Origin of the sequence: Dongia sp. (genome assembly GCF_041918875.1) — a bacterium.
In the GTDB taxonomy this organism is placed as follows: domain Bacteria; phylum Pseudomonadota; class Alphaproteobacteria; order Dongiales; family Dongiaceae; genus Dongia.
Map to the genome: position 1 here is coordinate 114,756 of NZ_JAYRUV010000003.1, position 26,186 is coordinate 140,941.

A 26,186-nucleotide genomic window follows, 5' to 3' on the forward strand; every position below is an offset into this window, starting at 1 on the left:
GCCGTGTTCTAGTTGCCGACATCGTTTGTATGCAAACGGTCGACATAAGGCCGGAGCCAAGCGACGAGATCGAAGAGATCGATTCTGCGTCCACTCGACAGGGAGTAGTGCGATGAATCAGAAGACGCCCCGCCTCGGCGGAAAAAAGAGCTTTATTACAAGACGTTCCGCGCTGAAGACCCTCGGCGCCGCCAGTGCTATCGGCCTCGCGCCGGGTTATGTGCGCTATGCCCAGGCCCAGACGTCCGAGCCGCTGAAACTGGGTTTCCAATTGCACAGCACCGGCATCGGCGCCGCCTATGGCCGCTGGTACGACCGCACGACTCAAGCCGCGGTCAAGTTGATCAATGCGGCCGGCGGCATTGCCGGGCGGCAGGTCGAGATCGTGACCGAGGATGACGGCACCGACCCCAAGCGCGGCGCCGAAGTGGTCGAGAAGTTCGCCAGCCAGCACAAGGTCGACCTGGTCTTCGGCACACTCTTCTCCCACGTCGTCATCGGTTCGGCCCCACGCGCGGGTGAACTGAAAATGCCCTATTTCGTGGTTAGCGAGGGCTACCATGTCGCTTCCGGCGCCCTCAATCGCTATGTCTTCCAGCCCGGCATCACCGATGTGCGATCGCAGGTAAGCTCGATGGCGCCGTGGATCGCCGGCAATCTGGGCAAGAAGGTCACCATGATCTTCCCGGACTATGCCTTCGGCCACGACCACCGCGACTTCTTCACCGCAGCCATCGAGAAGCAGGGCGGCAGCATCGCGGCGCTCCTGCCGATCCCGCCAACCGAGACTTCCTACACCAAGTATTTTCCGCAGATCCCCGCCGAGACGGAGGTGATCTATCACGTCATGGTCGGGCCCGGCGTGCTGACCTTCGTCAAGGAAATGGGCGAGCATTTCGGTTCGCAGCGGCCGCAGATTTTCGGTTTCATCGATTCGCTGGAAGCCGTGGATATTGCCAGCCCCGGCCTTGAATTCCTGGAAGGGACTTATTTCTGGGAATCCTACCCGCGCTATGCCGGCGCCAACCAGTCGCCGGAAGACAAATTCTACCGCGAGCATGTCGGCGTGGACGGCAACGGTGCCAGTACGGCCGACCCAAAGGATATTTCGACCTTCTCCCACATGTTTGGCTGCTGGGAGACGCTATATGTCATCAAGCAGGCGATCGAAGCCAGCGGCTACAAATCGCCGGCCGACAAGGCGGCCCTCATCGAGGCGACCGAATCCATGACCGGCTTTGCCGCCGGCAACGAGCATCCGCAGGGCGAGAAGACCTTCGACGGCAAGCGGCATCAATGCTACGGCCATCAATTCATTTCGAAGGTCGAAGGGCAGAGGCTCAACGTCGTGCACAAGACCTCCATCGAGGATGGCATGTACGAGAACGACACCGACTACACCAAGCAATCCCTCTAGGGTGCTGTCCCGTGCGTGGGAGCGGCTAAGTGCCGCTCCCGCCCTTCTTTTCGGAGCTTGCCGCCTTTGAGTCTGGGGCCGCATCTGTTGCTGGCATTGTTGGAAGGAAGCGTTTCGGCCTTCGTCCTGGCCGTGACTGCCCTTGGCCTTTCGCTGGTTTTCGGTGTCATGCGGATCGTCAATGTGGCGCATGGCGAATTCTTCATGCTGGGCGCGGTCCTTGCCTGGTGGGTCACATCGCTGGTTCCGGAGGCGCCATTCTGGGGGTTCATCATGGCGCTTGCCGTCGCCCCACTTGCCGTCGGCGCGATCGCGATCCTTGCCGACAAGTTTGTATTGCAGCGGTTGAACTACCAGCCGGAGGCCACCATCGTCGCCACGATCGGTCTGCTCTACATCCTGCAGCAGGCCGTGCTCAGCATCTACGGACCCGATGCGCGCCCGGTAGTGGCGCCGATCAGTTTCCGCGTCGTCTTCCCCTGGTTCGGCTATTCCGGCTACAAACTGGTTGTCGTGGGTGCCGCAACCTTGCTGCTGCTGGGCGCCTGGTATGGCGTCACGCGCACGAAGTTCGGCCTCATCATGCGAGCCACTCAGTTCGACGGTGAGACGGCACAGGCATTCGGGGTGCCGGTGAAGCGCGTCTATGCCGTTGTTTTCGCCTTGGGCGCGATGCTGGCGGCGGCGGCCGGTGTGCTGGTCGTGCCGCTGCAGCAGGCGCATTATCTGATGGGACTCGATCCGTTGCTGCTCTCCTTCATCGTCGTCATTATCGGCGGCCTCGACAGCATCAAGGGCACCATTCTGGCGGCTTTTGTCGTCGGCCTCAGTGACGGCATCATCTCGGTCTTCTTTTCGCCAACCCTTGCCAAGATCGTCGCGACCTTGGCGGTGGCACTGGTCCTGGTGTTCCGGCCGCAGGGCTTGTTCGGGAGCAAGGCGCGATGACTGCCGCGATGCGCGGCCGGCGCGTCCTCATCCTGCATGCAGGTATCGTGGCGCTGCTCTTTCTCTGCCAGTTCCTGCTGCCCGACTATCACCATACCAATTTTGTCAGCATCATGGTTCTGGCGGTCTATGCAATGGGCTACAACATGCTGGTGGGTTATACGGGCCTCCTCAGCCTCGGTCATGCCATGTTCTTTGCCGCCGGCCTCTACGGTGCCGGCATGGGTGTCTATTACCTGGAATGGCATCCGGTCCTGGCCTTCCTGGCGGGCTCCGCCGGCGGCTTGATACTTGCCGTGGCGGTCGGCCTCATCGCTTTGCGCACCACCGGTGTCGCCTTCATGATCGTCACCATGATGTTCGCACAGGCGGTCTTTCTGGCGACGCTCTATTTCAACGACATCACACATGGCGACGAAGGATTGACGCTCACCCAGGCGGCGCGTGGATTTCAACTACTCGGCCTCACGATCGATCTCACCGACCCGGATCTCCGCTACAATCTGGCGTTGATGCTTTTTGCCGGTGCGCTGCTCGTGACGCTGGTCACGGTTCTTTCGCCCATCGGGCGCATCCTTGTCGCCATCCGCGAGAATGAAGAGCGGACCAAGATGCTGGGCTATGACGTACGCCGCTACAAACTGTTTTCGCTGGGCCTTTCCGGTCTTCTGTCGGGGGCAGCGGGTGCCGCCTATGTGCTTTTCTTTGGCTATGTCGGCTCCAGTTTTGCGGCCATCTCCTATTCCATTTATCCTCTGCTCTGGGTTCTGCTGGGTGGCGTAGGGACGGTGGCCGGCCCCATCATCGGGACGCTGCTCATGTTCTATCTGGTCGAAATCGCACGGGATCATACCAGCAGCTATATGATCGTTGTCGGAGCTGTCCTGGTGCTACTGGTCTTGTTCTTCCCGAAGGGGATTGCGGGAACCTTGCGGGCGCACAAGGCGGGATGGCTTCCTTGAGTCTCCTTGCCACATCCGGCCTCGCCCGCAGCTTCGGCGGCATCCGAGCCGTGGCCGGCGTGAGCCTGGCGCTGGAGCGGGGCGAAATCCGCGCCATCATCGGCCCCAACGGTGCCGGCAAGACGACCTTCGTCTCGATGATCTCCGGTCGCGTGCAGCCGAGTGCCGGTACGCTCAGTTTCGATGGTGAAGACATTACGGCGCTGAAATCCTGGGAGCGCGTCCTGCGCGGCATCGTCTATACGTTCCAGATCACCAGTGTGTATCGGAACCTCACCTGTTTCGACAATGTGGCGCTGGCGGTGCAACGGCGCCTGAGCAAAGACCGTGCCCTGTGGCGCCAGCCGGACCAGTCAGCCATCGCCGACGGGACACGGGCCGCCTTGCGCCGCGTCGGCCTGCTGTCGCGGGCGGATGAACTGGCAGGCGAACTCTCATACGGCCATCAGCGGCTGCTCGAAGTGGCGATGGGTCTGGCGCTGCAGCCAAAGCTCCTGATTCTCGACGAGCCGACGCAGGGATTGTCGGGACAGGAGATCGCCGATTTCTGTACCCTGGTGAAGGAAATAGCGCGGGATGCCACGGTCCTGCTCATCGAACACAATATGGATGTCGTCATGGAACTGGCGCACCGCATCACCGTCATGAACAACGGCACATTGTTGGCAGAAGGCTCGCCGGACGAGATCATGGCGAATGCCGACGTGCAGCGTGCCTATTTGGGAACGTGATGCTGAAGCTGGATCGCATCAACTGCTTCTATGGTCATGTGCAGGTATTGCGCGATTTTTCGCTCGATCTCGCGCCGGGCGAAGTCTTGTGCCTGCTGGGTCGCAACGGTGCGGGCAAGACGACGGCGTTGAAGGCCATTATGGGCCTGGTCAAGGCGCGGAGCGGCCGGATTGAACTGGACGGCGTCGATCTGACTGCATTGCCGGCACATGAGATACCCAAGCGCGGGATCGGCTATACGCCCCAGGGGCGGCGTCTCTTTTCCGATCTGACGGTCGCGGAGAATCTTCAGATCGGACTGATGACGCGCGACCGGGGCGCCGATATGCTGGCGCGTGTGCTGGATCTGTTTCCGCTGCTCAAGGAAAGGCTGACGCAGCGCGCCGGCACCCTGAGCGGCGGCGAGCAGCAGATGCTGGCGACCGCCCGTGCTCTTTGCGTCGAACCCAAGGTTATGCTGCTCGACGAGCCGACCGAAGGACTGATGCCGATCATGATCGCCAAGATCCTGGATATCGTCGCCAAGCTCAAGGGAATCGGTGTCGCCACTATTCTGGTCGAGCAGCGGGTCGAATCCGCCCTCCATGTCGCCGACCGCATCGCCTTCATCGAGAATGGCCGGTCGGCGGAAATCGTCTCGCCGGAGCATCTCAAGGCGGATCCTACCCTGCTGCATCATTATGTCGGCGTCGGCGTGCGGCGATGACCGCGCGCATCGTCATTCTTAACGGCGCTGGCAGTGCCGGCAAGAGCTCGATCGCCAAGGCGCTTCAGGAAATCACGGCAACACCCTTCCTGCATTTCTCCATGGACAGGTTCTGCGAGATGCTGCCGTCAGCATACTGGAATCATCCGGATGGCTTCCGTTTCGTCGGCGGAACCGAGGCAGGCAAGCCGTCGATTGCCATCGAGACCGGCCCTGTCGGCCTACGTCTCATGGATGGGATGCGGCACGCAATTGCGGCTGTGGCCGACTGCGGAAACGATCTCATCGTCGACGATGTCCTGCTGGGCGACGAGCAGGGGGAATATCGCCGACTGCTTGCGCCCTACACCGTGCATTGGGTAGGTGTGCACTGCAGTCTAGCTGTGATGGAAGCCCGCGAAGCCGCCCGTGGCGACCGCCTCATCGGCCTGGCGCGGTGGCAGTTTCCGCGCGTGCGTGCGGGCAGGAACTACGATCTTGAAATCCATACGGATGACCTTCCGCCATTGGATTGCGCACGGCTGATCCGAGACCGTTTCGGTCTCTAGGCGAGATCTGCTGGTGCCTTGCGCAGCGACCTATGCCGCCGCATCTGCCCGATGATGTGGCGACCGAGTTGAATGCCTGGACGCTCGACCGTTATGTGCAGCAGCCAGGCGCTCAAGTACACGATCGGGATGACGATCGCGACCGTCAGCAGGAAATGCACACGGGGAGAGGCTGAGGGGAATTCCGCCAGGACCAGCGCGATGACGGGGACCATCGCCAGCAGGTGCAACAGATAGACAGCATAGGAGCTGTCGCCGAGGAAAGTTGCCGGCCTTCCCCCCATGCGCGCGGCAAACCATTGCACGATCGGGCCAAAGCGCCCGAACGGCACGCGGCCGGCGTCGATGAGTAGGGTCATGACGGTCAGGCACAGGCTCCGTATTGCATAGGCAAGGGCCGAATTATCACTGCCGCGGACGGGGAGCAGGCACAGCGCCAGGGCGGCCGCCAACAGAACAAGCCTTTCTCGTCCCCGCGCTTGCAAGGATGCCGCCACCAGCATGCCGGCCAGAAAGATCGGCAGCTTGATAGCCAGCAGCGACGGCTCCTGAAAGGCACGGAAGAAATCCGGAAACAGAAGAGAGAGCAAAGTGCAGGAGAGGGCGGAAGGAATCGCCATCAGCAGCAATCCCGTGCGTGCGGCGACGGCCATCAGAAAGGGGAAGGCGGCGTAGAACGCCATTTCCAGCCCGATGCTCCAGTCTGGCAACGGTGTGTTAAAGCCGTAATATGGATGGAAGCCGAAGGCGAAAGTGAGATGCGCCAGGACGTTCCCCCAACTCTGGTCGAGATAGCGGGAGCTGGCTGTTGCCGTCTGCGGCAGGACTGCGGCAATGGCGTCCCGGTCGGCACCGATGCCCGGACCGGCGAACAGCGCCAGTGCCAGCAGCAGATAGTAAAGCGGCGCGATGCGGAAGAAGCGCCGGACCCAAAAGACACGCCAGGTGGAAGGCGCGCCCCACGGCTCTTGGGCGCGGCGCTCCAGATAATGGAAGGTCATCAGAAAGCCCGACAACATCATGAATAGATCGACCGCGAGGTCCGGCCGCGAAACGATCGGCACACGCCAGCCGGTCAGAATCAGCGCGTGACCCAGCAACACCCATAGGGCAGCGAGGCCGCGCAATCCATCGAGGCAGGCGATGCGATCGGCAGGCATGAAGCTCTCCAATGACCGATTGAACGGCCAGCAGATTGCCGGTGCGCGCCGTGGCGCTTCAGTGAGAAGTCGGTTTGAAGCCGGGATATTCGCGTGAAATAGGGTTCAAGCGGAAAGACTTACGCCGGCACCCTGCATCTGGGTGAGCGCTGCCTGCAGCGATCCACCCAGGTCGATGGCCCGGCAGGCAGTCAGGATCACGCCCGTGTCGAATCCCAGGCGCCGTGCATCGAGTGCGGAATAGGCGACGCAAAAATCCGTCGCCAGCCCGACTAGGGTCAGGTTGGTCAGGCCGCGCTCCCGCAGGTAGCCGGCAAGGCCCGTCGGCGTCGTCCGATCGTTCTCATAGAAGGCCGAATAACTGTCGATGCCCGGCCGAAAGCCCTTGCGTATCACCATCTCCGCCTTGGTCCAGGCGAGCTTGGCATGGAAATCGGCCCCCTCGGTGCCCTGCACGCAATGGTCCGGCCAAAGAGTCTGCGGTCCATAGGCGAGTTCGATACTACCGAAGGGTGCCTGGCCCGCATGGCTGCTGGCAAAGCTCGAATGGCCGGCGGGATGCCAATCCTGGGTGAGGATGACATGCGCATGGGTGTCGATCAGGCGATTGACCAGCGGCACGATCTCGTCGCCGCCACCCACGGCCAGGGCGCCGCCGGGGCAGAAATCGTTCTGCAAATCGATGACGATCAAGGCCTCATTGTCCATGGCGATCCCCTCCCGCGCGTCTTCCCCGTTGCGTGCCATCTTAGGCCAGTGTCCCCATATCCGGCAATTCGCCGCCGTGCCGGTGGCGCGAAAATAAGCAGGTTGCCCGAAATGTCGGCAGAGATGCCGGTATGTTGGCGAAGATCATGCTGAATCAGGGCAGTCTCCGGCTGGCACCGCTCTTGCGTTAGCTGCGTTGATGCAAGGCAGTCTCGACATTCGTTTTTTGAGCGATGCGGCGCTGGCCGGGACGCGGCTCGTCCATCTCGACCAGCGCGCTCCCTTGCGCGCACTCTTTCCGCACTGTTCCAATATGGGCCTGCCGGTTGCGGCAATCACCACTACCTGCGGCGGCCTCACCGGCGGCGACCATTTGTCTCTCGCGGTTCATATGGGCCAAGAGGCAGGTGCGATGGCCGTCGCCCAGGCTGCCGAAAAGCTCTACCGCTCGACCGGGGCCGACACGCGCATTGATGTCGATCTCCATCTTGGCGCCAATGCCTGGCTGGAATGGCTGCCGCAGGAAACAATCTTGTTCGATGGAGCCCGATTGCGCCGGCGGACCCGGCTCAATCTCGGTGCCGGCAGCGCGATGCTGGCCGGCGAAATGCTCACCTTCGGCCGGCAAGCACGCGGCGAAGAGCTGACCCACGGCCTCGTGCGCGATGAATGGCACGTTGCGCGCGACGGAAAGCCCGCCTGGGCAGACACCTTTCATGCCGCCGAAAGCGATCTGGTGGCGGCGCTCTATCATCCGGCTGCTTTGGCCGGCGCACGGGCCAGTGCCATGCTGATGCATGCTGGCGAGAATCTCGGCGCGGCACTTGCGCTGGTGCGTGCGCGCCTGCAGCAACTCAATGCGCAGATTCGCGCCGCCGCCACTATCGTCAACGGCATTCTGTTGGTGCGCTGGCTGGGGAGCGATTCTGCCGACATCCGGCCCGGTTTCGCCCAGCTGTGGATGGAACTCCGCGCACTGGCGCGGGGCCTGCCTGCCAATCTGCCGACCTTCTGGCATGTCTGAGGATCCAAACCGATGCGCCTGACACCGCGCGAAAAGGACAAACTGCTCGTCTCCATGGCGGCGATGGTCGCGCGGCGGCGGCTTGAGCGCGGCGTCAAGCTCAACCATCCGGAAGCGATCGCGCTCATCTGCGACTTTATCGCCGAGGGCGCCCGCGATGGCCGGTCGGTCGCCGATCTCATGCGCGACGGTGCTACTGTATTGACAAGAGCCCAGGTCATGGAAGGTATCGCCGAAATGCTGCACGAGGTACAGGTCGAAGCCACCTTTCCGGACGGCACCAAGCTCGTCACCGTCCATCACCCGATCCGCTGAGGTACAGCCATGATTCCCGGCGAGATGTTCACCCAACCCGGCGAGATTGTTCTAAACGAGGGTCGCATTGCCATCAGGTTGCGTGTCGCCAATACCGGCGACCGGCCGATCCAAGTGGGTAGCCATTTCCATTTCTTCGAGACGAATACGGCACTGAGATTCGACCGGACCGCCGCGCGCGGCTTCCGTCTCGACATTCCAGCCGGCGCTTCGGTGCGCTTCGAGCCTGGGCAGAGCCGCGAGGTGGGGTTGGTCGCTATCGGCGGCAACCGCATCGTTCATGGCTTCGGCGGTCTCGTCGATGGCAAGCTGGAGGGTTGACGCATGGCATACCGGATGGATCGCGGCGCCTATGCGCTGACCTATGGGCCTACCAAGGGCGACCGTCTGCGCCTGGCCGACACCAATCTCGTCATCGAGATCGAGCAAGACCTCGGCGTTCCCGGCGAGGAGGCGAAATTCGGCGGCGGCAAAACCATCCGCGACGGCATGGCGCAATCGCAACGCTCCCGCACGGAGGGCGGCGTCGATACCGTTATCACCAATGCCGTAATCCTCGACCATTGGGGTATCGTGAAGGCCGATGTCGCTCTCAAAGACGGCCGCATCGCCGCCATCGGCAAGGCCGGCAATCCCGATACGCAGCCTGACATCGACATCATCATCGGTCCGGGCACGGAAATCATCGCCGGCGAAGGGCGTATCCTCACCGCTGGCGGCATCGACTCCCACATTCATTGGATCTGCCCGCAGCAGGCGGAAGAGGCGATCAATTCCGGCATCACCACCATGATCGGCGGCGGAACGGGGCCGGCGGAAGGCACCACCGCCACCACCTGCACGCCCGGCCCCTGGCACATCGGCCGCATGCTGCAGGCGCTAGAGGGCCTGCCGGTCAATATCGGCCTGCTCGGCAAGGGCAACGCATCGAAACCCGCCGCGTTGATTGAGCAGATCAAGGCCGGCGTCTGTGGACTCAAGCTGCATGAGGATTGGGGCACGACTCCCGCCGCCATCGACAATTGCCTTTCCGTGGCTGACGAGATGGATATCCAAGTTGCAATCCACACCGACACGCTGAACGAGTCCGGCTTTGTCGAGCGCACGGTGGCAGCCTTCAAGGACCGCGTCATCCACGCCTATCATACCGAAGGTGCCGGTGGCGGCCATGCGCCTGACATCATCAAGCTATGCAGCCTGCCGAACATCCTGCCCTCATCGACCAACCCGACGCGTCCGTTCACAGTCAACACGCTCGACGAACATCTCGACATGCTGATGGTTTGCCATCATCTGGATCCGCGCATACCCGAGGATATTGCCTTCGCCGAAAGCCGCATCCGCCGCGAGACCATCGCCGCCGAAGACCTGCTGCACGATATGGGCGCCATCAGCATGATGTCCTCCGACAGCCAGGCCATGGGGCGGGTGGGTGAGGTCGCAATCCGCACCTGGCAGACGGCTCACAAGATGAAGGCGCAGTTCGGCAGCCTCGCGGGCGATCCGGCCGAGAATGACAACAACCGCGTCAAAAGATACCTCGCCAAATACACGATCAACCCTGCGACGGCGCAGGGCATGGCGCATGAGATCGGCTCAATCGCGGTCGGCAAGCTGGCCGACATCGTTCTGTGGAAGCCGGCTTTCTTCGGCGTGAAGCCCGATCTGGTGCTGAAGGCCGGCATGATCGTCGCGGCACCCATGGGCGATCCAAATGCCTCCATCCCCAAGCCCGAGCCGGTGCATTACCGGCCAATGTTCGGCGCCTTCGGTCGTGCTCTCGATCAGTGCGCCGTAACGTTCGTCAGCCAGGCGGCGATGGCGCTGGGCATCGGTCAGGCATTGGGCCTGCGGCGTCAGTTGCTGGCTGTGAAGGGTACGCGCGCGGTCACGAAGAAGGACATGATCCGCAACGATGCCATGCCGGCGATCGAGGTCGATTCCGAAACCTACGAGGTCCGTGCAGATGGCAAACTGCTTACCTGCGAACCGGCAACCGAGCTGCCGATGACGCAACGCTACTTTCTGTTCTGACCATGAATGAGCGTCTTCCGCGTGCCACCGCCGTGATCCCCGCAGGATACTGGCCGCAAGCCCAGACTGCCGGCTGTGTCACCTTGACCTATGCCGAGCGCTGCCGGCGCCGCATCCGCCTCGTCGACGATGGCGGGCAACCCTTTCTGCTGGACCTCGATAAGCCGGTGCGCCTGGCCGATGGCGACGGCCTGCAGCTGATGGGCAACGGCTTTATTCGTGTCGTCGCGGCGCAACAGAAATTGCTGGAGGCGCGGGCGAAGAACCCGCAACATCTTGCCCGCCTTGCCTGGCATGTCGGCAATCGTCATACGGCTGCGCAGGTGACGGAGGGTCTCACCCTGCGCCTGATCGACGATGCCGTCCTGCGCCTGATGCTGCAAGGCCTGGGTGCCGAGCTTTCGACCATCGAGGCGCCGTTCCATCCCGAAGGTGGCGCTTATGCCGGCAGCGATGCCGCCCACGGACACGCGCATGGATCAGACGCCCATACGCATTAAGTCGGTCGGCACCGCTACGCGGCTGCTGACCTGGCTGTCGCCCGCTTTCCCGGTGGGTGGCTTCTGCTATTCGCATGGGTTGGAATATGCGGTCGAGGCTGGCCTCGTCCGCGACCGTGGCAGCCTTGAGAATTGGATCGACGGTATCCTGCGCTTCGGCGCGGGTCGCAGCGACGGACTGCTGCTGCTGGCGGCGCACCGCGCTACGATCCGTGGCAATGACGGGCAATTGCGCGACATCGCGGACCAGGCCGCCGCCTTGCGCGGCACAGCGGAGCTCGCCCAGGAATCGATCGCGCAAGGGCAAGCCTTTCTGAAAGCCGTCGGCAGCGGATGGCCAGAATATGCGGCATCGCCCTCGGCACAGGTTCTGGCAGGGGTCGCACTCGCCTATTCCGTCGCCGTGGGTGCTCTTTGCGCCGTCGCCAGCATTGCCGAAGATACGGCTCTTGAAGCCTACCTCGCGGCCTTCGCCGCCAATCTCGTCTCGGCGGGCGTGCGCCTCATCCCGCTGGGCCAGAGCGACGGCCTGCGGATTCTGGCGGCACTTGAAGGCGGAACAGCGAAGTACGCCGCTAACCTCATTCCCCAATCATTGGACGATATCGGTAATGCGGCTGTCGCGGTCGACTGGTCCAGCATGCAACATGAAACCCAGTATACGAGGTTGTTCCGCTCATGAGCCTTCCCATCCGCATCGGTATCGGCGGGCCTGTCGGGTCCGGCAAGACGGCATTGCTCGAAAGGCTCTGCCGCTGCCTCGGCGATGTTTACGACATCGCCGTCATCACCAACGACATTTACACCAGCGAAGACGCCGCCTTCCTCGACCGTGCCGGCGTGCTGCCGGCGGCGCGCATCTCCGGTGTCGAGACGGGTGGCTGTCCGCATACCGCCATTCGTGAGGACGCGTCGATCAATCTGGCGGCGGTGGACGAACTGGTCGGTCGCTTTCCGGATCTGGAATTGCTGTTCGTCGAGTCGGGCGGCGACAATCTCAGCGCCACCTTCTCGCCGGAGCTGGCCGATCTCACCATCTACGTGATCGACGTGTCGGCGGGTGACAAGATCCCGCGAAAAGGCGGCCCGGGAATCACGCGCTCCGACATCCTGGTCATCAACAAGGTGGATGTGGCACCGATCGTCCATGCCGATCTCGATGTCATGGCCCGGGACGCCAGGCAACAGCGCAAGGAGAAGCCCTTTGTCTTCGCCAATATGCGCGAAGGACTGGGGCTGGAGCGCATCATCGAACTCATTCTGGAGCTGGGTGGCCTGCCCAAGCGCAAGGAACGCTTTGTCGAGGCCCTGCCGGCCCTGCAGGACTGGAGCTAGCCGCGCAGGACTTGGCCGCCATCCACAACCAATGTCTGCCCGGTGACCCAGCTGGCCAGAGGCGAGGCAAGGAAGAGCGCGGCATTGGCGATCTCTTCCGGTCTGCCGTATCGGCCGAACGGAATGCTGCTGCGGACGTCTTCATAGAGTGTCGGCGTTTCGGTCCGGCAGCGGTCCCAGAATCCACCCGGGAAATCGATTGATCCGGGAGCGATACCGTTGACGCGGATCTTCTGCGGCGCCAGACGCAGCGCTTCGGATGCGGTGAAGTTGATGAGCGCCGCCTTGGCTGCGGCATAGGCAGGGCCTTCCGCCGATGGCATCATGCCGGAAATGGAAGAGATGTTGATGATGCAGCCGGCGTCCGATTTGCCGAGATAGGGTTCGGCTGCGGCTGCGGACCGAACCGCCGCCATCACGTCCACATTGAAACAGTCGGCCCATGAATCGCCACTATTGTCGATGCCCGACGCATTGCTGACCAGCACGTCGATGCCGCCGAGCGCCGCGGCCGCTTCGGCGATATAGGCGGCGATCGATTTCGCATCGGCCAAGTCGCAGGTGGCGGCATGCATTCTGGGCCCGATACCGCTGAGCTCCATGCGCGTCGTCTGCAATTTTTCCGCGCCACGCGCGCAGATCGATACGCCGGCACCGGCCTCGGCGAAGGCCAGCGCCATGCAACGGCCAATGCCGCGGCTTCCGCCCGTCACGACGACGCACTTGCCGTTGAAATCGAAACCCATCTGCCGCTTCCCTTATTCCGCCAACATCTCTTCGATCAGCTCGGCAACCGCCAACCCCTCGGCAAAGGTGGCAAGTTGGTGCGGCTTGCCGTCGAGCATATCGGCCAAGGCATCGAGCTGCGATGTGGGCGGCAGGGCCGGACCGGCATCGCCAGCATAGTCGAGCCCGCTCCAATCGACGATGGAAATTTCGCCGCTGCTGCCTTTCACCGTGAATCTGTTGTCGTCGTCTCGCGTGCCGCCGATGCCGGCATCGATCGTGAACTGGACGTAGCGATACTGGATCGCGGCAACGAGCCTGGTCTCCGTGCCGGCGGCGCCACGTTCGATCTTGCGGTTGATGAGCTTGCCGGCACCGAACAGGCGGTTGGCCAGAAAGACGAAATGCGAGACGACCTCGCGGGTGAAGCCGCCCTCGGCGGGTTGGGCCAGCCAGGCACCTGCGCCCGATTGCCAGCCGCGCGGCCATTGTCCGAAACGGACACGCAGATGCGCCCCTTGAACTTTGCCGATATTGCCGCCCTTGACCACGCGCGACAGCTGCACGGCGACACCGCGGGCGGCATAGGAGAAGTTGACCGCGGCAGGAATACCTGATGCCGCGACCAGCTCGCAGCATAGCCGCGCCGACGGGATCGTGTGCGCCAGGGGTTTCTCGCAGAAGATCGGCTTGCCGGCGCTCGTAGCCAAGCGTACCACGCGCTCGTGATAGGCTGGCGGGGTCGCTGCATAGATAGCCTCGATGCGCGGATCGTTCACCAAAGCGGCCGCGTCGCCGAGGAGCGGGAAGGGAACGCTAGGCCCAGCCGGATCATATCCCGCGACCACGCTGAAACGGGGGTGCGCTGCCAGCATTTCCGCCATCTCGCGCCCCATGACACCGAGGCCGACAATGCCAAAGCCGTAGATTTTCATGGAAGAACCTTCAGAGAAGCGAATAGAACATCCGCAGGGAGGTCAGCAGCAGGAAGCCGGCAAAGCAGCGCCGCAATACAATCTGCGGAATTGTATGTGCCACCTTGGCGCCGATCGGCGCGAAGATCAAGCTGCTGGGAACCAGCGCCATCACGGCTATCAGGTTCACATAGCCAAGCGAGGCCACGGGCAAACCCGCCAGGTTGAAACCGGTCACCATGAAAGTGATCGTTCCCGGAACGGCGATGATGAGGCCGATCGCCGAAGCCGTGCCGACCGCTCGCCGGATCGGGTAGGAGCACAGCGTCATGGCGGGTACCGATAGACTGCCCCCGCCAATGCCCATCATGGCCGAAACGCCGCCGATGAAGAGACAGACCGCCTGGCGCATGGGCGTTCCCGGCAATTTGTCGGTGATATGAAAATCGGCGCGACCGATCGCGAGATAGCTTGCCACCAGCAGGCTCATGATGGCGAAGATTAGGGTAAGCGTCGCACCGCGCACGTCGCTGGCGACGATTGAACCGAAGATGACGCCGAGGGCGACCCAGGGCGCCCATTGGCGCAGGAGATTCCAGTCGACGGCACCCCGCTTGTTGTGGGCGCGCAACGAAATGATCGAGGTCGGCACGATCGACCCCAGCGACGTACCGACGGCGATATGCATTCTGAGGTCGAGTGGCACGTCAAAGGCCGCCAGTACATGGAAGAGGGCCGGGACGACCACGATGCCGCCGCCGACACCCAGCAGTCCGGCCAGAAATCCAGATCCGCAACCCGCCAGCGCCAGAATGCCGACAAGAAACCAGATGTCGCTGCTGAAAATGCCCGCCAGATCCATTATCCCTGGAGCACGTTGAACTTGGTGAAGTTCAAACTAACCCGCTGTCCCTTTGTAATCGGCGCCCCGGCGCTTTCCGGCGGCAAGGTTACGTCAAGCGCGACGGGGCTATCAACCAATTGCACTTCGACGCGCGGCAGTGGGCTGGCGCGGAACACATGCTGTACGATGGCGGGGACTCCGCCGGTGTCTCCAGTGCCGAGAATCACCTCGTCGGGCCGGACATAGGCGATACCGCTGCCGTCGTGGACCTTGCCTTGCGACGGAACGGGGGTGCCGGCCACGCTGGCGATACCGTTCCTGACATCGCAGGGGATGCGGTTGGCGCCACCCAGGAATTCGTAGACGAAGGCAGTCTCCGGCTTGTGGTAGACCGCTTCCGGTGAACCGACCTGCTCGATCAGGCCGTTATTCATGATGACGACCTTGTCGGCCAGCTCCAACGCTTCTTCCTGGTCATGCGTCACGAAGATGGAAGTGAGGCGCATGCTTTCATGAAGGCGCCGCAGCCAGCGGCGCAGTTCCTTGCGGACTTTGGCATCGAGTGCCCCGAACGGCTCGTCGAGCAGCAGGACCGCGGGCTCGATCGCGAGCGCGCGCGCCAGTGCCACGCGCTGCCGCTGACCGCCGGAAAGCTGGCTGGGATAGCGGTCGCCCAGTCGTTCCAGTTGCACAAGATGCAGCAATTCGTCGACGCGCGCCTTGATCTCGGCCTTGCCCGGGCGTTGGCCGCGCGGGCGGACGCGCAGTCCGAAACCGATATTCTCCGACACATTCATATGCTTGAAGAGGGCGTAATGTTGGAACACGAAGCCGACCCGGCGCTCGCGCAGTTCGCGCCCGCTCATATCCTCGTCGTTGAACAGAACTTGACCGTCGTCCTGCGCATCCAGGCCCGCCAGGATGCGCAGCAGCGTGGTCTTGCCGGACCCCGACGGACCGAGCAAGGCGACGAACTCCCCGCGTTCAATGTCGAGGTCGATTCCTCCCAGCGCCTTGAAGGTGCCGAATGTCTTGACGATACCCTGTGCCTGCAGGCCCATGCTGATCTCCTTTGGCGTCAGTGCGCGCGCCCGGCACTGAGCCGGTCGCCATAGCGCCATTCGAGGAAGGATTTGGCGGCCAACGTCACCAGGGCCAGCAAGGCCAGCAGCGAGGCGACGGCAAAGGCGCCGACGAAATCATATTCGTTGTAGAGAATTTCGACATGGAGCGGCATCGTGTTGGTCTGGCCGCGGATATGGCCGGAGACGACCGAGACCGCCCCGAATTCGCCCATCGCGCGCGCATTGCAGAGCAGTACGCCATAGAGCAGGCCCCAGGCGACGTTGGGTAGTGTGACGAGGCGGAACGTCTGCCAGCCGTTGGCGCCGAGCGAGATGGCGGCTTCCTCTTCCTCAGTGCCCTGCTCCTGCATCAACGGGATGAGTTCGCGCGCGACGAAAGGGAAGGTGACAAAGACCGTCGCCATCACCAGGCCGGCTACATTGAAGATGACCTTGATGCCCCAGGCGTCCAGTGTCGGCCCGAACCAGCCATGGGCGCCATAAAGCAGGACATAGATGAGGCCCGAAATAACCGGCGAGACGGAGAAGGGCAGGTCGACCAGGGTCAGCAGCAGGCTCTTGCCGCGGAATTCGAACTTGGCGATGGCCCATGCGCCGGCCAGGCCGAAAAGGACGTTGAGCGGCACGGCAATGGCCGCGACTTCCAAGGTCAGCAGAATCGCAGCGCGCGCATCCTCCTCGGTGACAGCGGTGAAATATGCGCCGATGCCGTGCCGCAACGCTTCCAGGAAAACCAGGACCAACGGCAGGAACAGGACCAGCCCGATGAAGACCAGCGACAGCCCGATGAGGCCCCAGCGGACGAGGGCCGGGTCGCGCAGCGTGAGTTTGTTGCGCTGGGTATCGATGCTCATCGCGCCTTGTCCTCGTGGCGGCGCGCCCAACGCTGGATCATGTTCAGCACCAGCAGCATGATGAAAGAGATCCCCAGCATGACGACGGCGATCGCCGCGGCGCCCGCATAGTCGAACTGCTCCAGCTTGCTGACGATCAGCAGCGGGGCGATCTCGGACTTCATCGGCATGTTGCCGGCAATGAAGATGACCGAGCCGTATTCGCCCACGGCACGCGCGAAGGCGAGGGCGATGCCGGTTAGAAGCGCCGGCAGGATCGAGGGCAGGATGACGAAGGCGAAGACCTGCAATCTGGTGGCGCCGAGACTCGCCGAGGCCTCCTCAAGCTCCGGTTCAAAATCCTGCAACACCGGCTGTACCGTGCGCACGACGAAAGGCAGGCCGATGAAGATGAGGGCGATGACGATGCCGAGCGGCGTGAAGGCGACCTTGATACCCAGTGGCACCAGCAGCGCACCGATCCAGCCATTGGGTGCGTAAAGGGTGGTAAGGGCGATGCCGGCAACCGCCGTCGGCAGGGCGAAAGGCAGATCGACGAAGGCATCGATCAGGCGCTTTCCCGGGAAGTCATAGCGCACCAGTACCCAGGCGATGGAAAGGCCGAACAGGCCGTTGATCAGCGCGGCGATGGCGGCGGTGCCGAAGCTTACGCGCAGGGCCGCAAGCACGCGCGGCGTGGTGACTGCCTCGAAAAAGCCCGCAATGCCCAGTTCGGCCGGCCGCACGATGAGGGCCGCCAAAGGAAGAAGGACAATGATGCCGAGATAGAAGAGCGCATAGCCGAGCGTGAGGCCGAAGCCCGGCAAGACACTCGGTCGCTTCCAACTCCTCAGTACGCCAGCATATTGAGACATCGCTCATCCTGAAATCGCGGCCCATCCAGCCACCAGGCCAATCAAGGCGACTTTATATATTTGTCTGTTTGTTTGTGTAATTGTATATTAATAGTGTGAAATAGTTGTTCCGGCCTTATATCCCGTCGCCCATCACCAGTTCGCCGGCCTTGCCGTCGAGTACGTCGGACAGACTGGTACGGTCGAGAATGCTGGAGGAGGCGTCGCGCACCTGCTTCAAGATCCGCCGGATCACGCAAGTTGCCTCGTCTTCGCAGTCGCTGCAGCGGCGATAGGCGGTGAGGCTGGCGCAGGGGAGAGCCGCCAGGGGGCCGTCGATGAGGCGTATGACCTCGCCAAAATGAATCTCCTCGGGTGTTTTGGCGAGGGCATAGCCGCCATGCTTGCCGCGGAAGCTCTGTACAAAACCATTCCGCTTCAGTTCCAGGAGGATAAGCTCCAGAAACTTGCGTGGGACGGCCTGCTTGGCGGCAATTTCTGCGATCCCGACCGGTTCGTCGGACTTGGCCTTGGCGAGATAGAGCAAGGCGCGCATGGCATATTTGGCTTTTTGCGACAGCATTCTTAAATCTCTATAGGGTAACTAGAGAATATAACTTAATCCCTGAATGTCAAGCATCTGGACGCCGAGGCCACGTCGACAACGCCCAATTGAAAATGTGTCAGGCACGACTCGGTGTGAGTTCACCAAGAAACGGTGAAAGCATTCCCATACCTGCCACAGGATCGCTGCCCATGGCAATCGCCGTGGCCAGACCGATGGCGGACGAAACCGGGTTGTGGCTACCGGCGCCGGCCCGCAGATTCATCACCAGTGTCGGACAGAGGAAGAGCGCTAGCTGAACGATCCGGCGCCAATTGGCGGGCAGCAGCTTGCGATCCGCCAGTTCATGCAGCAGCGGCTGCCACAATAGTTGGCGCTTGGCATCCAATAAGGCCCAGCGCACCGGGCTGGGGCACCAATCTGTCTCGATATGGAGCACGTCACCGCGCCGCGCGGCTGTTGCGTGGTAGCGGCCTGCCGCCGCGGCAGGATCGTAGAGCCAAAGCGGATGCGCAAAGATATTGTGGAAGCTTGTTTTCACTTCCGCGAGCAGGGCCGGCACATGCACCCCTGCAAAGGCTGGGTCGAACATGACGAGCCGCGCTGCGCCGTTGCCATTCTCGTACCAGACATTGGCATTATGTGCATCGCCATGCGCAGTGACGCCGCCGGCGCCGGCAAAGCTCGCGGGCGCCAATGTCGTGAACGCTTCGGCGAAGAGCGCGCCCAGCGTGTCGCGATAGCGCACGCCGTTCACCTCGAACTGCAACTGCTTCAATTCATCCCAGGATAGGCTTACGCCGGGAAAGGCGAACGCCTGTCCGCGATAAAAACTGCCGAACCTGCTGCCGATGATTCCCGGCCGGTCGGCATCCGCGAGGCGCGCATGGAATAGGCGATGGATCGGTTCGGCCGCCGATTGCGCGGCATCGATCGGATGCAAGGTACGGCGATAGACCGACATCAGCTCTTCATTGAGATGTCGTTCCGCCGCAACCGCGCGGCCGATGGCCGCTTGATCGCTGCAAAAATCCAGTTCTTTCAAGACGTCGGCGAAGCGCCGATCCTCGCGCCGGCGATAAACCAGGATCTGTTCGCCGGGCTCGGTCGAAACGAAGAGCGGCCGGTCGACCGGTAGGCCTGCCTCGGCCAGGAGCCCGGCGCGGTAATATTCGCCGGCCATCGTTTCCTCATTCTCTTCCTGATGGAACTTGAAGAAATAGGCCTTGCCGGCCGCGTCGAAGAAGCCGTTGAGGGAATTGAGGCTGTAGATATCGACATTGATGCGGATACTGGTGGCAGCCAGGCCAAACTTCGCTTTCAGCAGTTCCGCAATGATCCCGGCAGCGCCCGCGAGATCGCCCGATTTCGCCCGAGCGCGGGCCTCTGCGGTCGAGGAAGGGAAGGGCTGAGACATGACAGGATGATCTTTTCGGCTATGCTGCGCGGGCTGTTTGATTTCTAGCGTGAGCCTTCCATGAAAGTCGACCTTTCCCGTTTCAGCCTCAGCGGCAAGCGCGCCTTGGTGACCGGCGCCAGCCGCGGCATCGGCCAGGCGATTGCCATCGGCTTGGCGCAAGCTGGCGCGGCGGTGGCCGTCAGCGCACGCTCGGTCGACGGCCTGCAGGAGACGATGGGCGGGCTCGCGGGAAGGGGTGCCGCCATCGCCATGGACGTGGCCGATGCAGCGGCCTGCAGCGACGGTGTGGCCGCGGCGGCCAAGGCGCTGGGCGGGCTCGACATTCTTGTCAACAATGCAGGGATGGAACAGGTCTGCCCGTCGCTCGATGTTGACGAGAAACTGTGGGACCGCATCCTCGATACCAATTTGAAGGGCGCCTTCTTCTGCGCCCAGGCCGCCGCCAAGGCAATGCAGCAGGGCGGCCATGGCGGGTCGATCCTCAACATGTGCTCGCTCACCTCGGAAGTCGGCGTGCCCACAGCGGTCCCCTATGGTTCTTCGAAAAGCGGCCTTCTCGGCATGACACGGGCGCTGGCGGCGGAATGGGCGCCGCTCGGCATTCGCGTCAACAGCTTGGGCCCCGGCTATTTCCGCACGGCGCTCACGGATGTCTTCTATGAAAATGCCGCCTGGTCCGAGGCGATGCTGGCCAAGATCCCGCTCCAGCGCTTCGGCAAGCTCGACGATCTGGTCGGTGCGGCGATTTTTCTGAGTTCGGAGGCCGCCGCCTATGTCACCGGAATTTACATGCCGGTGGACGGTGGCTATCTTGCTTCAATCTGACTTCCGCACAATTTGACCGAATGGAGAGGCTGCATGGCCAGCAGCGTCAATCTGCACGAGCTCGCGCGTCTCAGTCCCGAAGCTCGCTCTAATCTTCTGAAACGCAGCGAGGCCGATCTTGGCGCCTTTCTCGACCGGGTTAAACCCATCATCGCCGCCGTGAAGGATGAGGGCGATGTTGCTTTGGCGCGCTTTGCCAACGAATTCGACAAATCGCCGGTAAAGCCGGCCGAGATCGCCGCGACCCAGGCGGATTTCGACGCCGCCTTCAAGGCGGTCGAGCCGGAAGTGATCGCCGCCATCGAATTCGCCGTCGAGAACATCCGCAATTTCCATTCCGACCAGAAGCCGGAGGAGATGTGGCTGCACGAGATGCGCGCCGGTGCCTTCGCCGGTGACCGGTTCCTGGCCATTCCGTCGGTCGCCTGCTATGTGCCGCGCGGCAAGGGCTCGTTCCCCAGCGTGGTGATGATGACCACCATTCCGGCCGTGGTGGCCGGCGTGAAGAATATCTGCGTCGTCACCCCGCCTGGCCCCGATGGCAAGATCGATGCCGCGACCCTGGTGGCGGCGCGCCTTGCCGGCGTGGACAAGGTCTTCAAATGCGGCGGCGCCCAGGGTGTCGCGGCCGTCGCCTACGGGACCCAGACGGTGCCCAGATGCGCCAAGATCGTCGGTCCGGGCAGCCCCTTCGTGGTGGCGGCCAAGCGTCTGCTCGCCGACGTGATCGATCCCGGCATTCCGGCCGGGCCCAGCGAATCCATCATCTTTGCCGACGAGACTGTCGACGGCCGCCTGGCCGCCCTCGATCTGTTGGTCGAAGCCGAGCATGGGCCGGATTCATCTGCCTATCTGGTGACGTCCAGCGCCAAGGTGGCGCAAGAGGCGATCAAGGCTCTGCCTGACTATTGGGCAAGAATGAGCGAACAGCGTGTCGCCTTCTCCACCGCCGTGCTCACAGGACCGCGCGGGGGCGTGGTGCTGGCGCCGGATGTCGATGCGGCCATGGCGTTCATCAACGATTACGCGCCGGAGCATCTGGAAATCCTGTCGGATGAACCCTTTGCCTATCTGGGCCGCATCGAGAATGCGGGCGAGGTCCTGCTCGGCAAGCATACGCCGGTGACCTTGGGCAACTTCGTGCTGGGGCCCAACGCAGTGCTGCCGACCAGCCGCGCCGCCATGACCCATTCGCCGCTCTCGGTCTTCGATTTCATGAAGCGCATCTCGGTCGGCTATGTCACCTCGGTCGGCTATCCGACGCTGGCCAAACACGCCCGCGTCCTTGCGACCTATGAGGGATTTGATGCCCATGCCAACGCGGTTTCCGAGATTCGCGATCGGCTGCTGAAACGTTAAGGGGCGTTTGCTTGACAAGCTTCCGGCCCGGCCATCACTATCGCCGCCGAGTTGGGGAAATTTCAGTGTGAGAGAGGGAGCTTCACCATGAACTGGACACCGAACCGCCGCCAGATCCTGCAGGCCGGCGCCGCCACCTTGGCCATGAGCGGCCTTGCCAAGGCAGCCTTTGCGCAATCCATTCCGGCCACGCCCGAAGAAGGCGCCATCAAGATGGCGATCGAGCCGTGGTTGGGCTACGGCCAATGGCACATCGCGGCCAAGAAGGGCCTCTTCGCGACTGCCGGCCTGTCCGACGTCGAAGTGATCAACTTCAACACCGATGCCGATCTCAACGCGGCCCTTGCCGCCGGCCAGGTCCAGTGCGGCAATATCGCCACGCATACGGCGATGGCCTTCGCCGCCGCTGGCCTGCCGATCAAGATCGTCGCCCTGCTCGACGTCTCGATGACGGCCGATGCCATGATCACCGACGGCTCGATCGCCTCGGTGGCCGATCTGAAGGGCAAGCAGGTCGCGTTCGAGGAGGGCACCACCAGCCACATCCTGCTGAACTATGCGCTCGCACAGAACGGCATGACGCTCGATGACGTGCAGAAGGTGCCGATGCCGGCTTCCGACGCCGGCTCCGCGCTCATCGCCGGCAGGGTGCCGGTCGCAGTCACCTACGAACCCTATCTGACACTCGCCATGCAGCAGAACGCCAAGGTGAAGATGCTGTACTCCGCCGGCGAAAACCCGGGCCTCATCTCCGACGTCTTTGTCGTGCGCGAAGATTTTCTCGCCGAGAAGCCGGGCCAGGTGCTGGCGCTGCTCAAGGCCTGGGATGCCTCCCTGGCCGACTACAAGGCCGACACCAATGGTGGCCGCGCCATCATCTCGGAGGCGGTCGGTGCCAAGCCGGAGGAGCTGGCGACCGCTTTCGACGGCGTCACTTATTATTCGATGGCCGAGAACAAGACCCAGCTGACCGGCGACTTCGTCAACAAGGTCGTACCGGAAGTGAAGAAGGCGGCGACCTCCGCCGGTCTCCTTTCCAAGGATGTCGACCTCGCCAAGCTGATCGACACCCGCTTCGTCGAAGCGCTCTAAGAGTTCTCCGGGTTTGACGGAAGTGCTGTCACCCCCTCACCCCGCCCCTCTCCCGCGAGGGGAGAGGGAGTTTCGACCGAGTAGGCGGCAAAGGCCCCTCTCCCCACGCGGGAGAGGGGTTGGGGTGAGGGGGATGGCGCCGCGCCTTCACGCAAGCAGAACCGTCTCTATGCTTTCTTTCCCGTTATCTCCATGTTCTCTTTGACCGCAACCGTCTCGGGACGGCAATTCATCACCATTGCCATTCTCGTTTTCCTGGTGCTGGGCCTCCTCTGGTGGGGCGTCACCGAGACGGGCCTGGTGACACCTTTGTTCCTGCCCTCGCCGGAAATGGTCGTGGCACGGCTGAAGGAACTCGCCATCGGCGGCCAGCTGGTCGACGATACGCTCATCAGCATCTATCGCATCTCGCTGGGCTTCCTCATCTCGACCGCCTTCGCGCTGCCCATCGGCATCCTCATCGGTTCCTACCGCGCCTGGGAAGCGGCAATCGAGCCGCTGGTCGATTTCATCCGCTACATGCCCGTTGTGGCCTTCGTGCCGCTCACCATTCTGTGGACCGGCACCGGCGACGCGCAGAAATTCCTCATCATCTTCATCGGCACCTTCTTCCAGCAGGTGCTGCTGGTGATGGACAATGTGAAATCCGTGCCGCGCGACTTCATCAATCTGGGCCGCACGCTGCAGATGTCGGAACGACGCATTCTCACGCGTATCATCCTGCCGTCGGCCCTGCCTGCCATCTGGGATTCGATGCGTATCAGCTTGGGGTGGGCCTGGACCTGGCTGGTGGTGGCGGAACTGGTCGCCGCTACCTCAGGGCTCGGCTATCGCATCACGACGGCGCAGCGTTTCTTCCAGACCGACACTATTTTCGGCTATCTGCTGTTGCTCGGCATCCTCGGCCTCGCCACGGATCAGGCCATGAAATGGGCCAGCCGCAAGCTGTTCCGTTACTTGAGGACGCAGCGATGAGTGCGCCCAAGCTGGTCATTTCGGGGCTGGGCAAGACCTTTCGCGGCGATCGCGGCGATGTCGCGGCGCTCGGCGGCGTCGATCTCACCATCGGCGAGAACGAGTTCGTCTCGCTGGTCGGCACATCGGGTTGCGGCAAGTCGACGCTGCTTTCCATCGTCGCCGGCCTTGAAAACCATGATAGCGGCACCGTCGCCTTGTCCGGCCGGTCGATCACAGGTCCTGGCCTCGACCGTGGCGTCGTGTTCCAGAGCTACACGCTGCTGCCCTGGCTTACCACGCAGGGCAATGTCGAATTCGCTCTGCTCGCCGCCGGCAAGTCGCGGAAAGAAGCGCGGGAGATTGCCGGCGCACATCTCGCCTTGGTCGGTCTCGATGGATTTGCCGATCGTTTTCCCAGCGAACTCTCCGGCGGCATGAAGCAGCGCGTGGCCATTGCCCGTGCGCTCTCCTACCGCCCCAACATGCTGCTGATGGACGAACCGTTTGGCGCGCTCGATGCGCTGACCCGCCATCACATGCAGGAGCTTCTGGCGCGCATCTGGGAACAGCATCGCCTGACCGTCCTCTTCGTCACTCATGATGTCGAGGAGGCCGTCTACATGTCCGACCGCGTCGCCGTGATGTCGAACCGGCCCGGGCGCATCAAGCGCATCGTCCCCATCGATCTGCCGCGTCCGCGCACCTATGAAATGATGGGCTCGGCCGGCTTCACCCGGCTGCAGCGCGAGGTATTGGCCGAAATCCGTGCCGAATCCATTGCCATCGCCGCCTTGGGCGACGCGCTGACCTGAGGCCGCATGAACCGCGCCGACTATCTCGCGCAGGATGGTCTCGGCCTAGCCGAACTGATCCGCCGCCGCGACGTTTCCTTGGACGAGGTACTGGCGGCCGCGCGCGATATAATCGCAGCGACCAATCCGCTGATAAACGCGATTGTCGACCTCTTGCCTGCGCCGACCGAGCTATCGGCCGACCCATCGGCAGACTTTTACGGCGTTCCCTTTCTGCTGAAGGATATCGGCGCTGCGCTCCGGGGCGCGCGGACCACCGGCGCCTGTCGCTATCTGACGCAACAGCCGCCGGTTCAAGTGGATGATGAACTGACCGCGCGGTTCAAGCGCGCCGGCCTGTGCATATTCGGCAAGACTAATCTGCCGGAACTCGGCTTCAACGTGACGACCGAGCCCGACCTCTACGGCCCCAGCCGCAATCCGTGGAACGTCGCGCGTTCGACCGGCGGCTCGTCGGGCGGATCTGCCGCCGCCGTCGCTGCGGGCATGGTGCCGCTGGCACATGCGACCGATGGCGCCGGATCGATCCGTATCCCGGCTGCTGCCTGTGGCCTGGTTGGGATAAAGCCCTCGCGCGGCGCCCTGCCGCAAGGTCCGGTCCATGCCGATATCTATGCGGGCTTGGTCAGCGAAGGCGTCGTCAGCCGCTCCGTGCGCGACAGCGCCGCCGCCTTGGATGCCGTCTACGGCGCCGATGCCGGCGCACCCTATGGTGCGCCGCCGCCACCAGCGGCTGGCTTCCTGGATGCCCTGTCTCGGCCGGGGCCGCGTCTTCGTATCGGCATCAACCATCAGCATCTGGACGACGTCGCTCTGTCGCCGGAGGCTTTGCTGGCGGTGGAAACCGCAGCCAAGCTGCTCGCCGATCTTGGCCATCACGTTGCACCGATCGCCTTGCCGATTGCCGAGGGTGATTTGCACGTCCCGCGCTGCGTCTATCTCGCCCAGGTCTGCGCCCAGGCTGCTGCCGACGCGGTGGAACTCGGCCGCCTCATCGGGCGCGCTCCGGCCGAGGATGAGATGGAGTCGATCAACCTTGCCGCCGCTGAAGCCGGCCAGCGCATGACGGCGGCCGACTATCTCGCCAGCATCCGTGCCGGACAAATCTTCGCGCGCAGGATGGCGTTGCTGTGGGACGATATCGACGTCCTGCTGACTCCAGCGTTGGCGGGCCCGGCGCCCAAGCTCGGCGCCTTTCCGACCGACCATGATGATGTGGAGCTGCATGTGGCCCGCATGCTGCGCTTCTCGCCCTTTACCGCGACCTACAATGTCACCGGCGAACCGGCCATCACCGTGCCGGTGCTGCAATCGGACGAAGGACTTCCCGTCGGCATCCAGCTCGCAACGTCGCTTGGCAACGATGTGGCGCTGCTCTGCCTGGCCCACGAGATCGAAAGCGCCCGACCCTTCGCCAAATCGCCGCTGCTGCGGCAGCTGCTCTAACCCCCACCCGACCCTCCCCCTGAAGGGAGAGGGCTTAAGAGCGCGCTGAGACGTTCAAACGCGGC

Annotated in this window: 29 protein-coding genes; 19 read left to right on the top strand and 10 right to left on the bottom strand. The window is 62.9% G+C overall.

All coding sequences use genetic code 11. From position 1 onward, the window contains the following. The first annotated feature begins 112 nt into the window (after positions 1–112). The 6 genes from ACE3TY_RS04190 to ACE3TY_RS04215 all read left to right on the top strand — a co-directional run bounded on the left by ACE3TY_RS04190 (position 113) and on the right by ACE3TY_RS04215 (position 5,313). Positions 113–1,417, top strand: a complete 1,305-nt coding sequence (locus ACE3TY_RS04190; protein WP_374651171.1) for an ABC transporter substrate-binding protein — start codon at positions 113–115, stop codon at positions 1,415–1,417. Positions 1,418–1,483: 66 nt separating this feature from the next. After that, positions 1,484–2,365: a branched-chain amino acid ABC transporter permease gene (locus ACE3TY_RS04195; protein WP_374651173.1), complete on the top strand. Its 882-nt coding sequence runs from the start codon at positions 1,484–1,486 to the stop codon at positions 2,363–2,365. Next, positions 2,362–3,327, top strand: a complete 966-nt coding sequence (locus ACE3TY_RS04200) for a branched-chain amino acid ABC transporter permease (protein WP_374651175.1) — start codon at positions 2,362–2,364, stop codon at positions 3,325–3,327. The genes ACE3TY_RS04195 and ACE3TY_RS04200 overlap by 4 nt, the downstream gene beginning before the upstream one ends. Then, entirely contained in the window at positions 3,324–4,058 is a 735-nt protein-coding gene (locus ACE3TY_RS04205; RefSeq protein ID WP_374651177.1) for an ABC transporter ATP-binding protein, read from the top strand. Before ACE3TY_RS04200 ends, ACE3TY_RS04205 begins: the two co-directional genes overlap by 4 nt. Continuing rightward, positions 4,058–4,765, top strand: a complete 708-nt coding sequence (locus tag ACE3TY_RS04210) for an ABC transporter ATP-binding protein (RefSeq protein WP_374651179.1) — start codon at positions 4,058–4,060, stop codon at positions 4,763–4,765. Before ACE3TY_RS04205 ends, ACE3TY_RS04210 begins: the two co-directional genes overlap by 1 nt. Further along, positions 4,762–5,313, top strand: coding sequence for a chloramphenicol phosphotransferase CPT family protein (locus ACE3TY_RS04215; RefSeq protein WP_374651181.1), 552 nt, complete (start codon positions 4,762–4,764; stop codon positions 5,311–5,313). Before ACE3TY_RS04210 ends, ACE3TY_RS04215 begins: the two co-directional genes overlap by 4 nt. Here the strand turns inward: ACE3TY_RS04215 and ACE3TY_RS04220 are convergent. Both ACE3TY_RS04220 and pncA read right to left on the bottom strand, forming a co-directional pair. Further along, positions 5,310–6,473 carry an acyltransferase family protein gene (locus tag ACE3TY_RS04220; RefSeq protein ID WP_374651183.1) on the bottom strand — a complete coding sequence of 388 codons (1,164 nt, stop codon included), beginning with the start codon at positions 6,471–6,473 and terminating at the stop codon, positions 5,310–5,312. The two genes, ACE3TY_RS04215 and ACE3TY_RS04220, sit on opposite strands and share 4 nt — an antisense overlap. Positions 6,474–6,578: 105 nt before the next feature. Next, the gene (pncA, locus tag ACE3TY_RS04225) at positions 6,579–7,220 is read right to left on the bottom strand and encodes a bifunctional nicotinamidase/pyrazinamidase (RefSeq protein WP_374651185.1); all 642 of its coding nucleotides are present in this window, start codon (positions 7,218–7,220) and stop codon (positions 6,579–6,581) included. A 160-nt stretch (positions 7,221–7,380) separates the two neighbouring features. Between pncA and ACE3TY_RS04230 the strand changes: the two genes are divergently transcribed. From ACE3TY_RS04230 to ureG, 7 genes are read left to right on the top strand one after another with little or no spacing between them, the layout of a single operon-like run. Beyond that, the gene (locus ACE3TY_RS04230; protein ID WP_374651187.1) at positions 7,381–8,205 is read left to right on the top strand and encodes an urease accessory protein UreD; all 825 of its coding nucleotides are present in this window, start codon (positions 7,381–7,383) and stop codon (positions 8,203–8,205) included. Between the two features lie 12 nt (positions 8,206–8,217). Next, positions 8,218–8,520 carry an urease subunit gamma gene (locus tag ACE3TY_RS04235; RefSeq protein ID WP_374651189.1) on the top strand — a complete coding sequence of 101 codons (303 nt, stop codon included), beginning with the start codon at positions 8,218–8,220 and terminating at the stop codon, positions 8,518–8,520. A gap of 9 nt (positions 8,521–8,529) precedes the next feature. After that, entirely contained in the window at positions 8,530–8,841 is a 312-nt protein-coding gene (locus ACE3TY_RS04240; RefSeq protein ID WP_374651191.1) for an urease subunit beta, read from the top strand. A gap of 3 nt (positions 8,842–8,844) precedes the next feature. Then, positions 8,845–10,554 (top strand): urease subunit alpha, encoded by a 1,710-nt coding sequence (gene ureC, locus ACE3TY_RS04245; protein WP_374651193.1) that lies wholly within the window; start codon positions 8,845–8,847, stop codon positions 10,552–10,554. A 2-nt stretch (positions 10,555–10,556) separates the two neighbouring features. Further along, positions 10,557–11,054 carry an urease accessory protein UreE gene (locus ACE3TY_RS04250; RefSeq protein WP_374651195.1) on the top strand — a complete coding sequence of 166 codons (498 nt, stop codon included), beginning with the start codon at positions 10,557–10,559 and terminating at the stop codon, positions 11,052–11,054. Next, positions 11,029–11,736 carry an urease accessory protein UreF gene (locus ACE3TY_RS04255; RefSeq protein WP_374651197.1) on the top strand — a complete coding sequence of 236 codons (708 nt, stop codon included), beginning with the start codon at positions 11,029–11,031 and terminating at the stop codon, positions 11,734–11,736. Before ACE3TY_RS04250 ends, ACE3TY_RS04255 begins: the two co-directional genes overlap by 26 nt. Then, entirely contained in the window at positions 11,733–12,389 is a 657-nt protein-coding gene (gene ureG, locus ACE3TY_RS04260; RefSeq protein ID WP_374651199.1) for an urease accessory protein UreG, read from the top strand. The genes ACE3TY_RS04255 and ureG overlap by 4 nt, the downstream gene beginning before the upstream one ends. Here ureG and ACE3TY_RS04265 read toward each other — a convergent pair. The 8 genes from ACE3TY_RS04265 to ACE3TY_RS04300 form a co-directional block, all read right to left on the bottom strand. After that, positions 12,386–13,135, bottom strand: a complete 750-nt coding sequence (locus ACE3TY_RS04265; RefSeq protein WP_374651201.1) for an SDR family NAD(P)-dependent oxidoreductase — start codon at positions 13,133–13,135, stop codon at positions 12,386–12,388. The genes ureG and ACE3TY_RS04265 overlap by 4 nt on opposite strands. Before the next feature lie 12 nt (positions 13,136–13,147). Then, on the bottom strand, positions 13,148–14,050 hold the full coding sequence (locus ACE3TY_RS04270; protein WP_374651203.1) for a Gfo/Idh/MocA family protein: 903 nt from the start codon (positions 14,048–14,050) through the stop codon (positions 13,148–13,150). A 10-nt stretch (positions 14,051–14,060) separates the two neighbouring features. Continuing rightward, on the bottom strand, positions 14,061–14,891 hold the full coding sequence (locus ACE3TY_RS04275) for a sulfite exporter TauE/SafE family protein (protein ID WP_374651205.1): 831 nt from the start codon (positions 14,889–14,891) through the stop codon (positions 14,061–14,063). Next, positions 14,891–15,934, bottom strand: coding sequence for a sulfate/molybdate ABC transporter ATP-binding protein (locus ACE3TY_RS04280; RefSeq protein WP_374651207.1), 1,044 nt, complete (start codon positions 15,932–15,934; stop codon positions 14,891–14,893). The genes ACE3TY_RS04275 and ACE3TY_RS04280 overlap by 1 nt, the downstream gene beginning before the upstream one ends. A gap of 17 nt (positions 15,935–15,951) precedes the next feature. Beyond that, entirely contained in the window at positions 15,952–16,812 is an 861-nt protein-coding gene (gene cysW / locus ACE3TY_RS04285) for a sulfate ABC transporter permease subunit CysW (protein WP_374651208.1), read from the bottom strand. Next, a complete protein-coding gene (gene cysT / locus ACE3TY_RS04290) occupies positions 16,809–17,666 on the bottom strand; it encodes a sulfate ABC transporter permease subunit CysT (protein WP_374651210.1) in 858 nt (285 codons plus the stop codon). The genes cysW and cysT overlap by 4 nt, the downstream gene beginning before the upstream one ends. Before the next feature lie 115 nt (positions 17,667–17,781). Further along, positions 17,782–18,228: an Rrf2 family transcriptional regulator gene (locus ACE3TY_RS04295; protein ID WP_374651212.1), complete on the bottom strand. Its 447-nt coding sequence runs from the start codon at positions 18,226–18,228 to the stop codon at positions 17,782–17,784. A 100-nt stretch (positions 18,229–18,328) separates the two neighbouring features. Then, positions 18,329–19,627 (bottom strand): hypothetical protein, encoded by a 1,299-nt coding sequence (locus ACE3TY_RS04300; RefSeq protein WP_374651214.1) that lies wholly within the window; start codon positions 19,625–19,627, stop codon positions 18,329–18,331. 60 nt (positions 19,628–19,687) lie between these two features. Here ACE3TY_RS04300 and ACE3TY_RS04305 point away from each other — a divergent pair, with 60 nt between their 5' ends. The 6 genes from ACE3TY_RS04305 (at position 19,688) to ACE3TY_RS04330 (ending at position 26,121) form a co-directional block, all read left to right on the top strand. After that, positions 19,688–20,455, top strand: coding sequence for an SDR family NAD(P)-dependent oxidoreductase (locus tag ACE3TY_RS04305; RefSeq protein WP_374651216.1), 768 nt, complete (start codon positions 19,688–19,690; stop codon positions 20,453–20,455). 33 nt (positions 20,456–20,488) lie between these two features. After that, complete coding sequence (hisD, locus tag ACE3TY_RS04310; protein ID WP_374651218.1) at positions 20,489–21,814, top strand: histidinol dehydrogenase; 1,326 nt, start codon at positions 20,489–20,491, stop codon at positions 21,812–21,814. Positions 21,815–21,901: 87 nt separating this feature from the next. Beyond that, entirely contained in the window at positions 21,902–22,906 is a 1,005-nt protein-coding gene (locus ACE3TY_RS04315) for an ABC transporter substrate-binding protein (RefSeq protein ID WP_374651220.1), read from the top strand. Positions 22,907–23,098: 192 nt separating this feature from the next. After that, positions 23,099–23,881, top strand: coding sequence for an ABC transporter permease (locus ACE3TY_RS04320; protein ID WP_374651222.1), 783 nt, complete (start codon positions 23,099–23,101; stop codon positions 23,879–23,881). After that, positions 23,878–24,675: an ABC transporter ATP-binding protein gene (locus tag ACE3TY_RS04325; protein WP_374651224.1), complete on the top strand. Its 798-nt coding sequence runs from the start codon at positions 23,878–23,880 to the stop codon at positions 24,673–24,675. The genes ACE3TY_RS04320 and ACE3TY_RS04325 overlap by 4 nt, the downstream gene beginning before the upstream one ends. Before the next feature lie 6 nt (positions 24,676–24,681). Further along, entirely contained in the window at positions 24,682–26,121 is a 1,440-nt protein-coding gene (locus ACE3TY_RS04330; RefSeq protein ID WP_374651226.1) for an amidase, read from the top strand. Positions 26,122–26,186: the final 65 nt, after the last annotated feature.

Coding starts and splice junctions, on each gene's coding strand:
- ACE3TY_RS04190 (WP_374651171.1), top strand. CDS start 113: ATGAATCAGAAGACGCCCCGCCTCGGCGGAAAAAAGAGCTTTATTACA.
- ACE3TY_RS04200 (WP_374651175.1), top strand. CDS start 2,362: ATGACTGCCGCGATGCGCGGCCGGCGCGTCCTCATCCTGCATGCAGGT.
- ACE3TY_RS04210 (WP_374651179.1), top strand. CDS start 4,058: ATGCTGAAGCTGGATCGCATCAACTGCTTCTATGGTCATGTGCAGGTA.
- ACE3TY_RS04215 (WP_374651181.1), top strand. CDS start 4,762: ATGACCGCGCGCATCGTCATTCTTAACGGCGCTGGCAGTGCCGGCAAG.
- ACE3TY_RS04220 (WP_374651183.1), bottom strand. CDS start 6,473: ATGCCTGCCGATCGCATCGCCTGCCTCGATGGATTGCGCGGCCTCGCT.
- pncA (WP_374651185.1), bottom strand. CDS start 7,220: ATGGCACGCAACGGGGAAGACGCGCGGGAGGGGATCGCCATGGACAAT.
- ACE3TY_RS04230 (WP_374651187.1), top strand. CDS start 7,381: ATGCAAGGCAGTCTCGACATTCGTTTTTTGAGCGATGCGGCGCTGGCC.
- ACE3TY_RS04235 (WP_374651189.1), top strand. CDS start 8,218: ATGCGCCTGACACCGCGCGAAAAGGACAAACTGCTCGTCTCCATGGCG.
- ACE3TY_RS04240 (WP_374651191.1), top strand. CDS start 8,530: ATGATTCCCGGCGAGATGTTCACCCAACCCGGCGAGATTGTTCTAAAC.
- ureC (WP_374651193.1), top strand. CDS start 8,845: ATGGCATACCGGATGGATCGCGGCGCCTATGCGCTGACCTATGGGCCT.
- ACE3TY_RS04250 (WP_374651195.1), top strand. CDS start 10,557: ATGAATGAGCGTCTTCCGCGTGCCACCGCCGTGATCCCCGCAGGATAC.
- ACE3TY_RS04255 (WP_374651197.1), top strand. CDS start 11,029: ATGGATCAGACGCCCATACGCATTAAGTCGGTCGGCACCGCTACGCGG.
- ureG (WP_374651199.1), top strand. CDS start 11,733: ATGAGCCTTCCCATCCGCATCGGTATCGGCGGGCCTGTCGGGTCCGGC.
- ACE3TY_RS04265 (WP_374651201.1), bottom strand. CDS start 13,135: ATGGGTTTCGATTTCAACGGCAAGTGCGTCGTCGTGACGGGCGGAAGC.
- ACE3TY_RS04270 (WP_374651203.1), bottom strand. CDS start 14,050: ATGAAAATCTACGGCTTTGGCATTGTCGGCCTCGGTGTCATGGGGCGC.
- ACE3TY_RS04275 (WP_374651205.1), bottom strand. CDS start 14,891: ATGGATCTGGCGGGCATTTTCAGCAGCGACATCTGGTTTCTTGTCGGC.
- ACE3TY_RS04280 (WP_374651207.1), bottom strand. CDS start 15,934: ATGGGCCTGCAGGCACAGGGTATCGTCAAGACATTCGGCACCTTCAAG.
- cysW (WP_374651208.1), bottom strand. CDS start 16,812: ATGAGCATCGATACCCAGCGCAACAAACTCACGCTGCGCGACCCGGCC.
- cysT (WP_374651210.1), bottom strand. CDS start 17,666: ATGTCTCAATATGCTGGCGTACTGAGGAGTTGGAAGCGACCGAGTGTC.
- ACE3TY_RS04295 (WP_374651212.1), bottom strand. CDS start 18,228: ATGCTGTCGCAAAAAGCCAAATATGCCATGCGCGCCTTGCTCTATCTC.
- ACE3TY_RS04300 (WP_374651214.1), bottom strand. CDS start 19,627: ATGTCTCAGCCCTTCCCTTCCTCGACCGCAGAGGCCCGCGCTCGGGCG.
- ACE3TY_RS04305 (WP_374651216.1), top strand. CDS start 19,688: ATGAAAGTCGACCTTTCCCGTTTCAGCCTCAGCGGCAAGCGCGCCTTG.
- hisD (WP_374651218.1), top strand. CDS start 20,489: ATGGCCAGCAGCGTCAATCTGCACGAGCTCGCGCGTCTCAGTCCCGAA.
- ACE3TY_RS04315 (WP_374651220.1), top strand. CDS start 21,902: ATGAACTGGACACCGAACCGCCGCCAGATCCTGCAGGCCGGCGCCGCC.
- ACE3TY_RS04320 (WP_374651222.1), top strand. CDS start 23,099: ATGTTCTCTTTGACCGCAACCGTCTCGGGACGGCAATTCATCACCATT.
- ACE3TY_RS04325 (WP_374651224.1), top strand. CDS start 23,878: ATGAGTGCGCCCAAGCTGGTCATTTCGGGGCTGGGCAAGACCTTTCGC.
- ACE3TY_RS04330 (WP_374651226.1), top strand. CDS start 24,682: ATGAACCGCGCCGACTATCTCGCGCAGGATGGTCTCGGCCTAGCCGAA.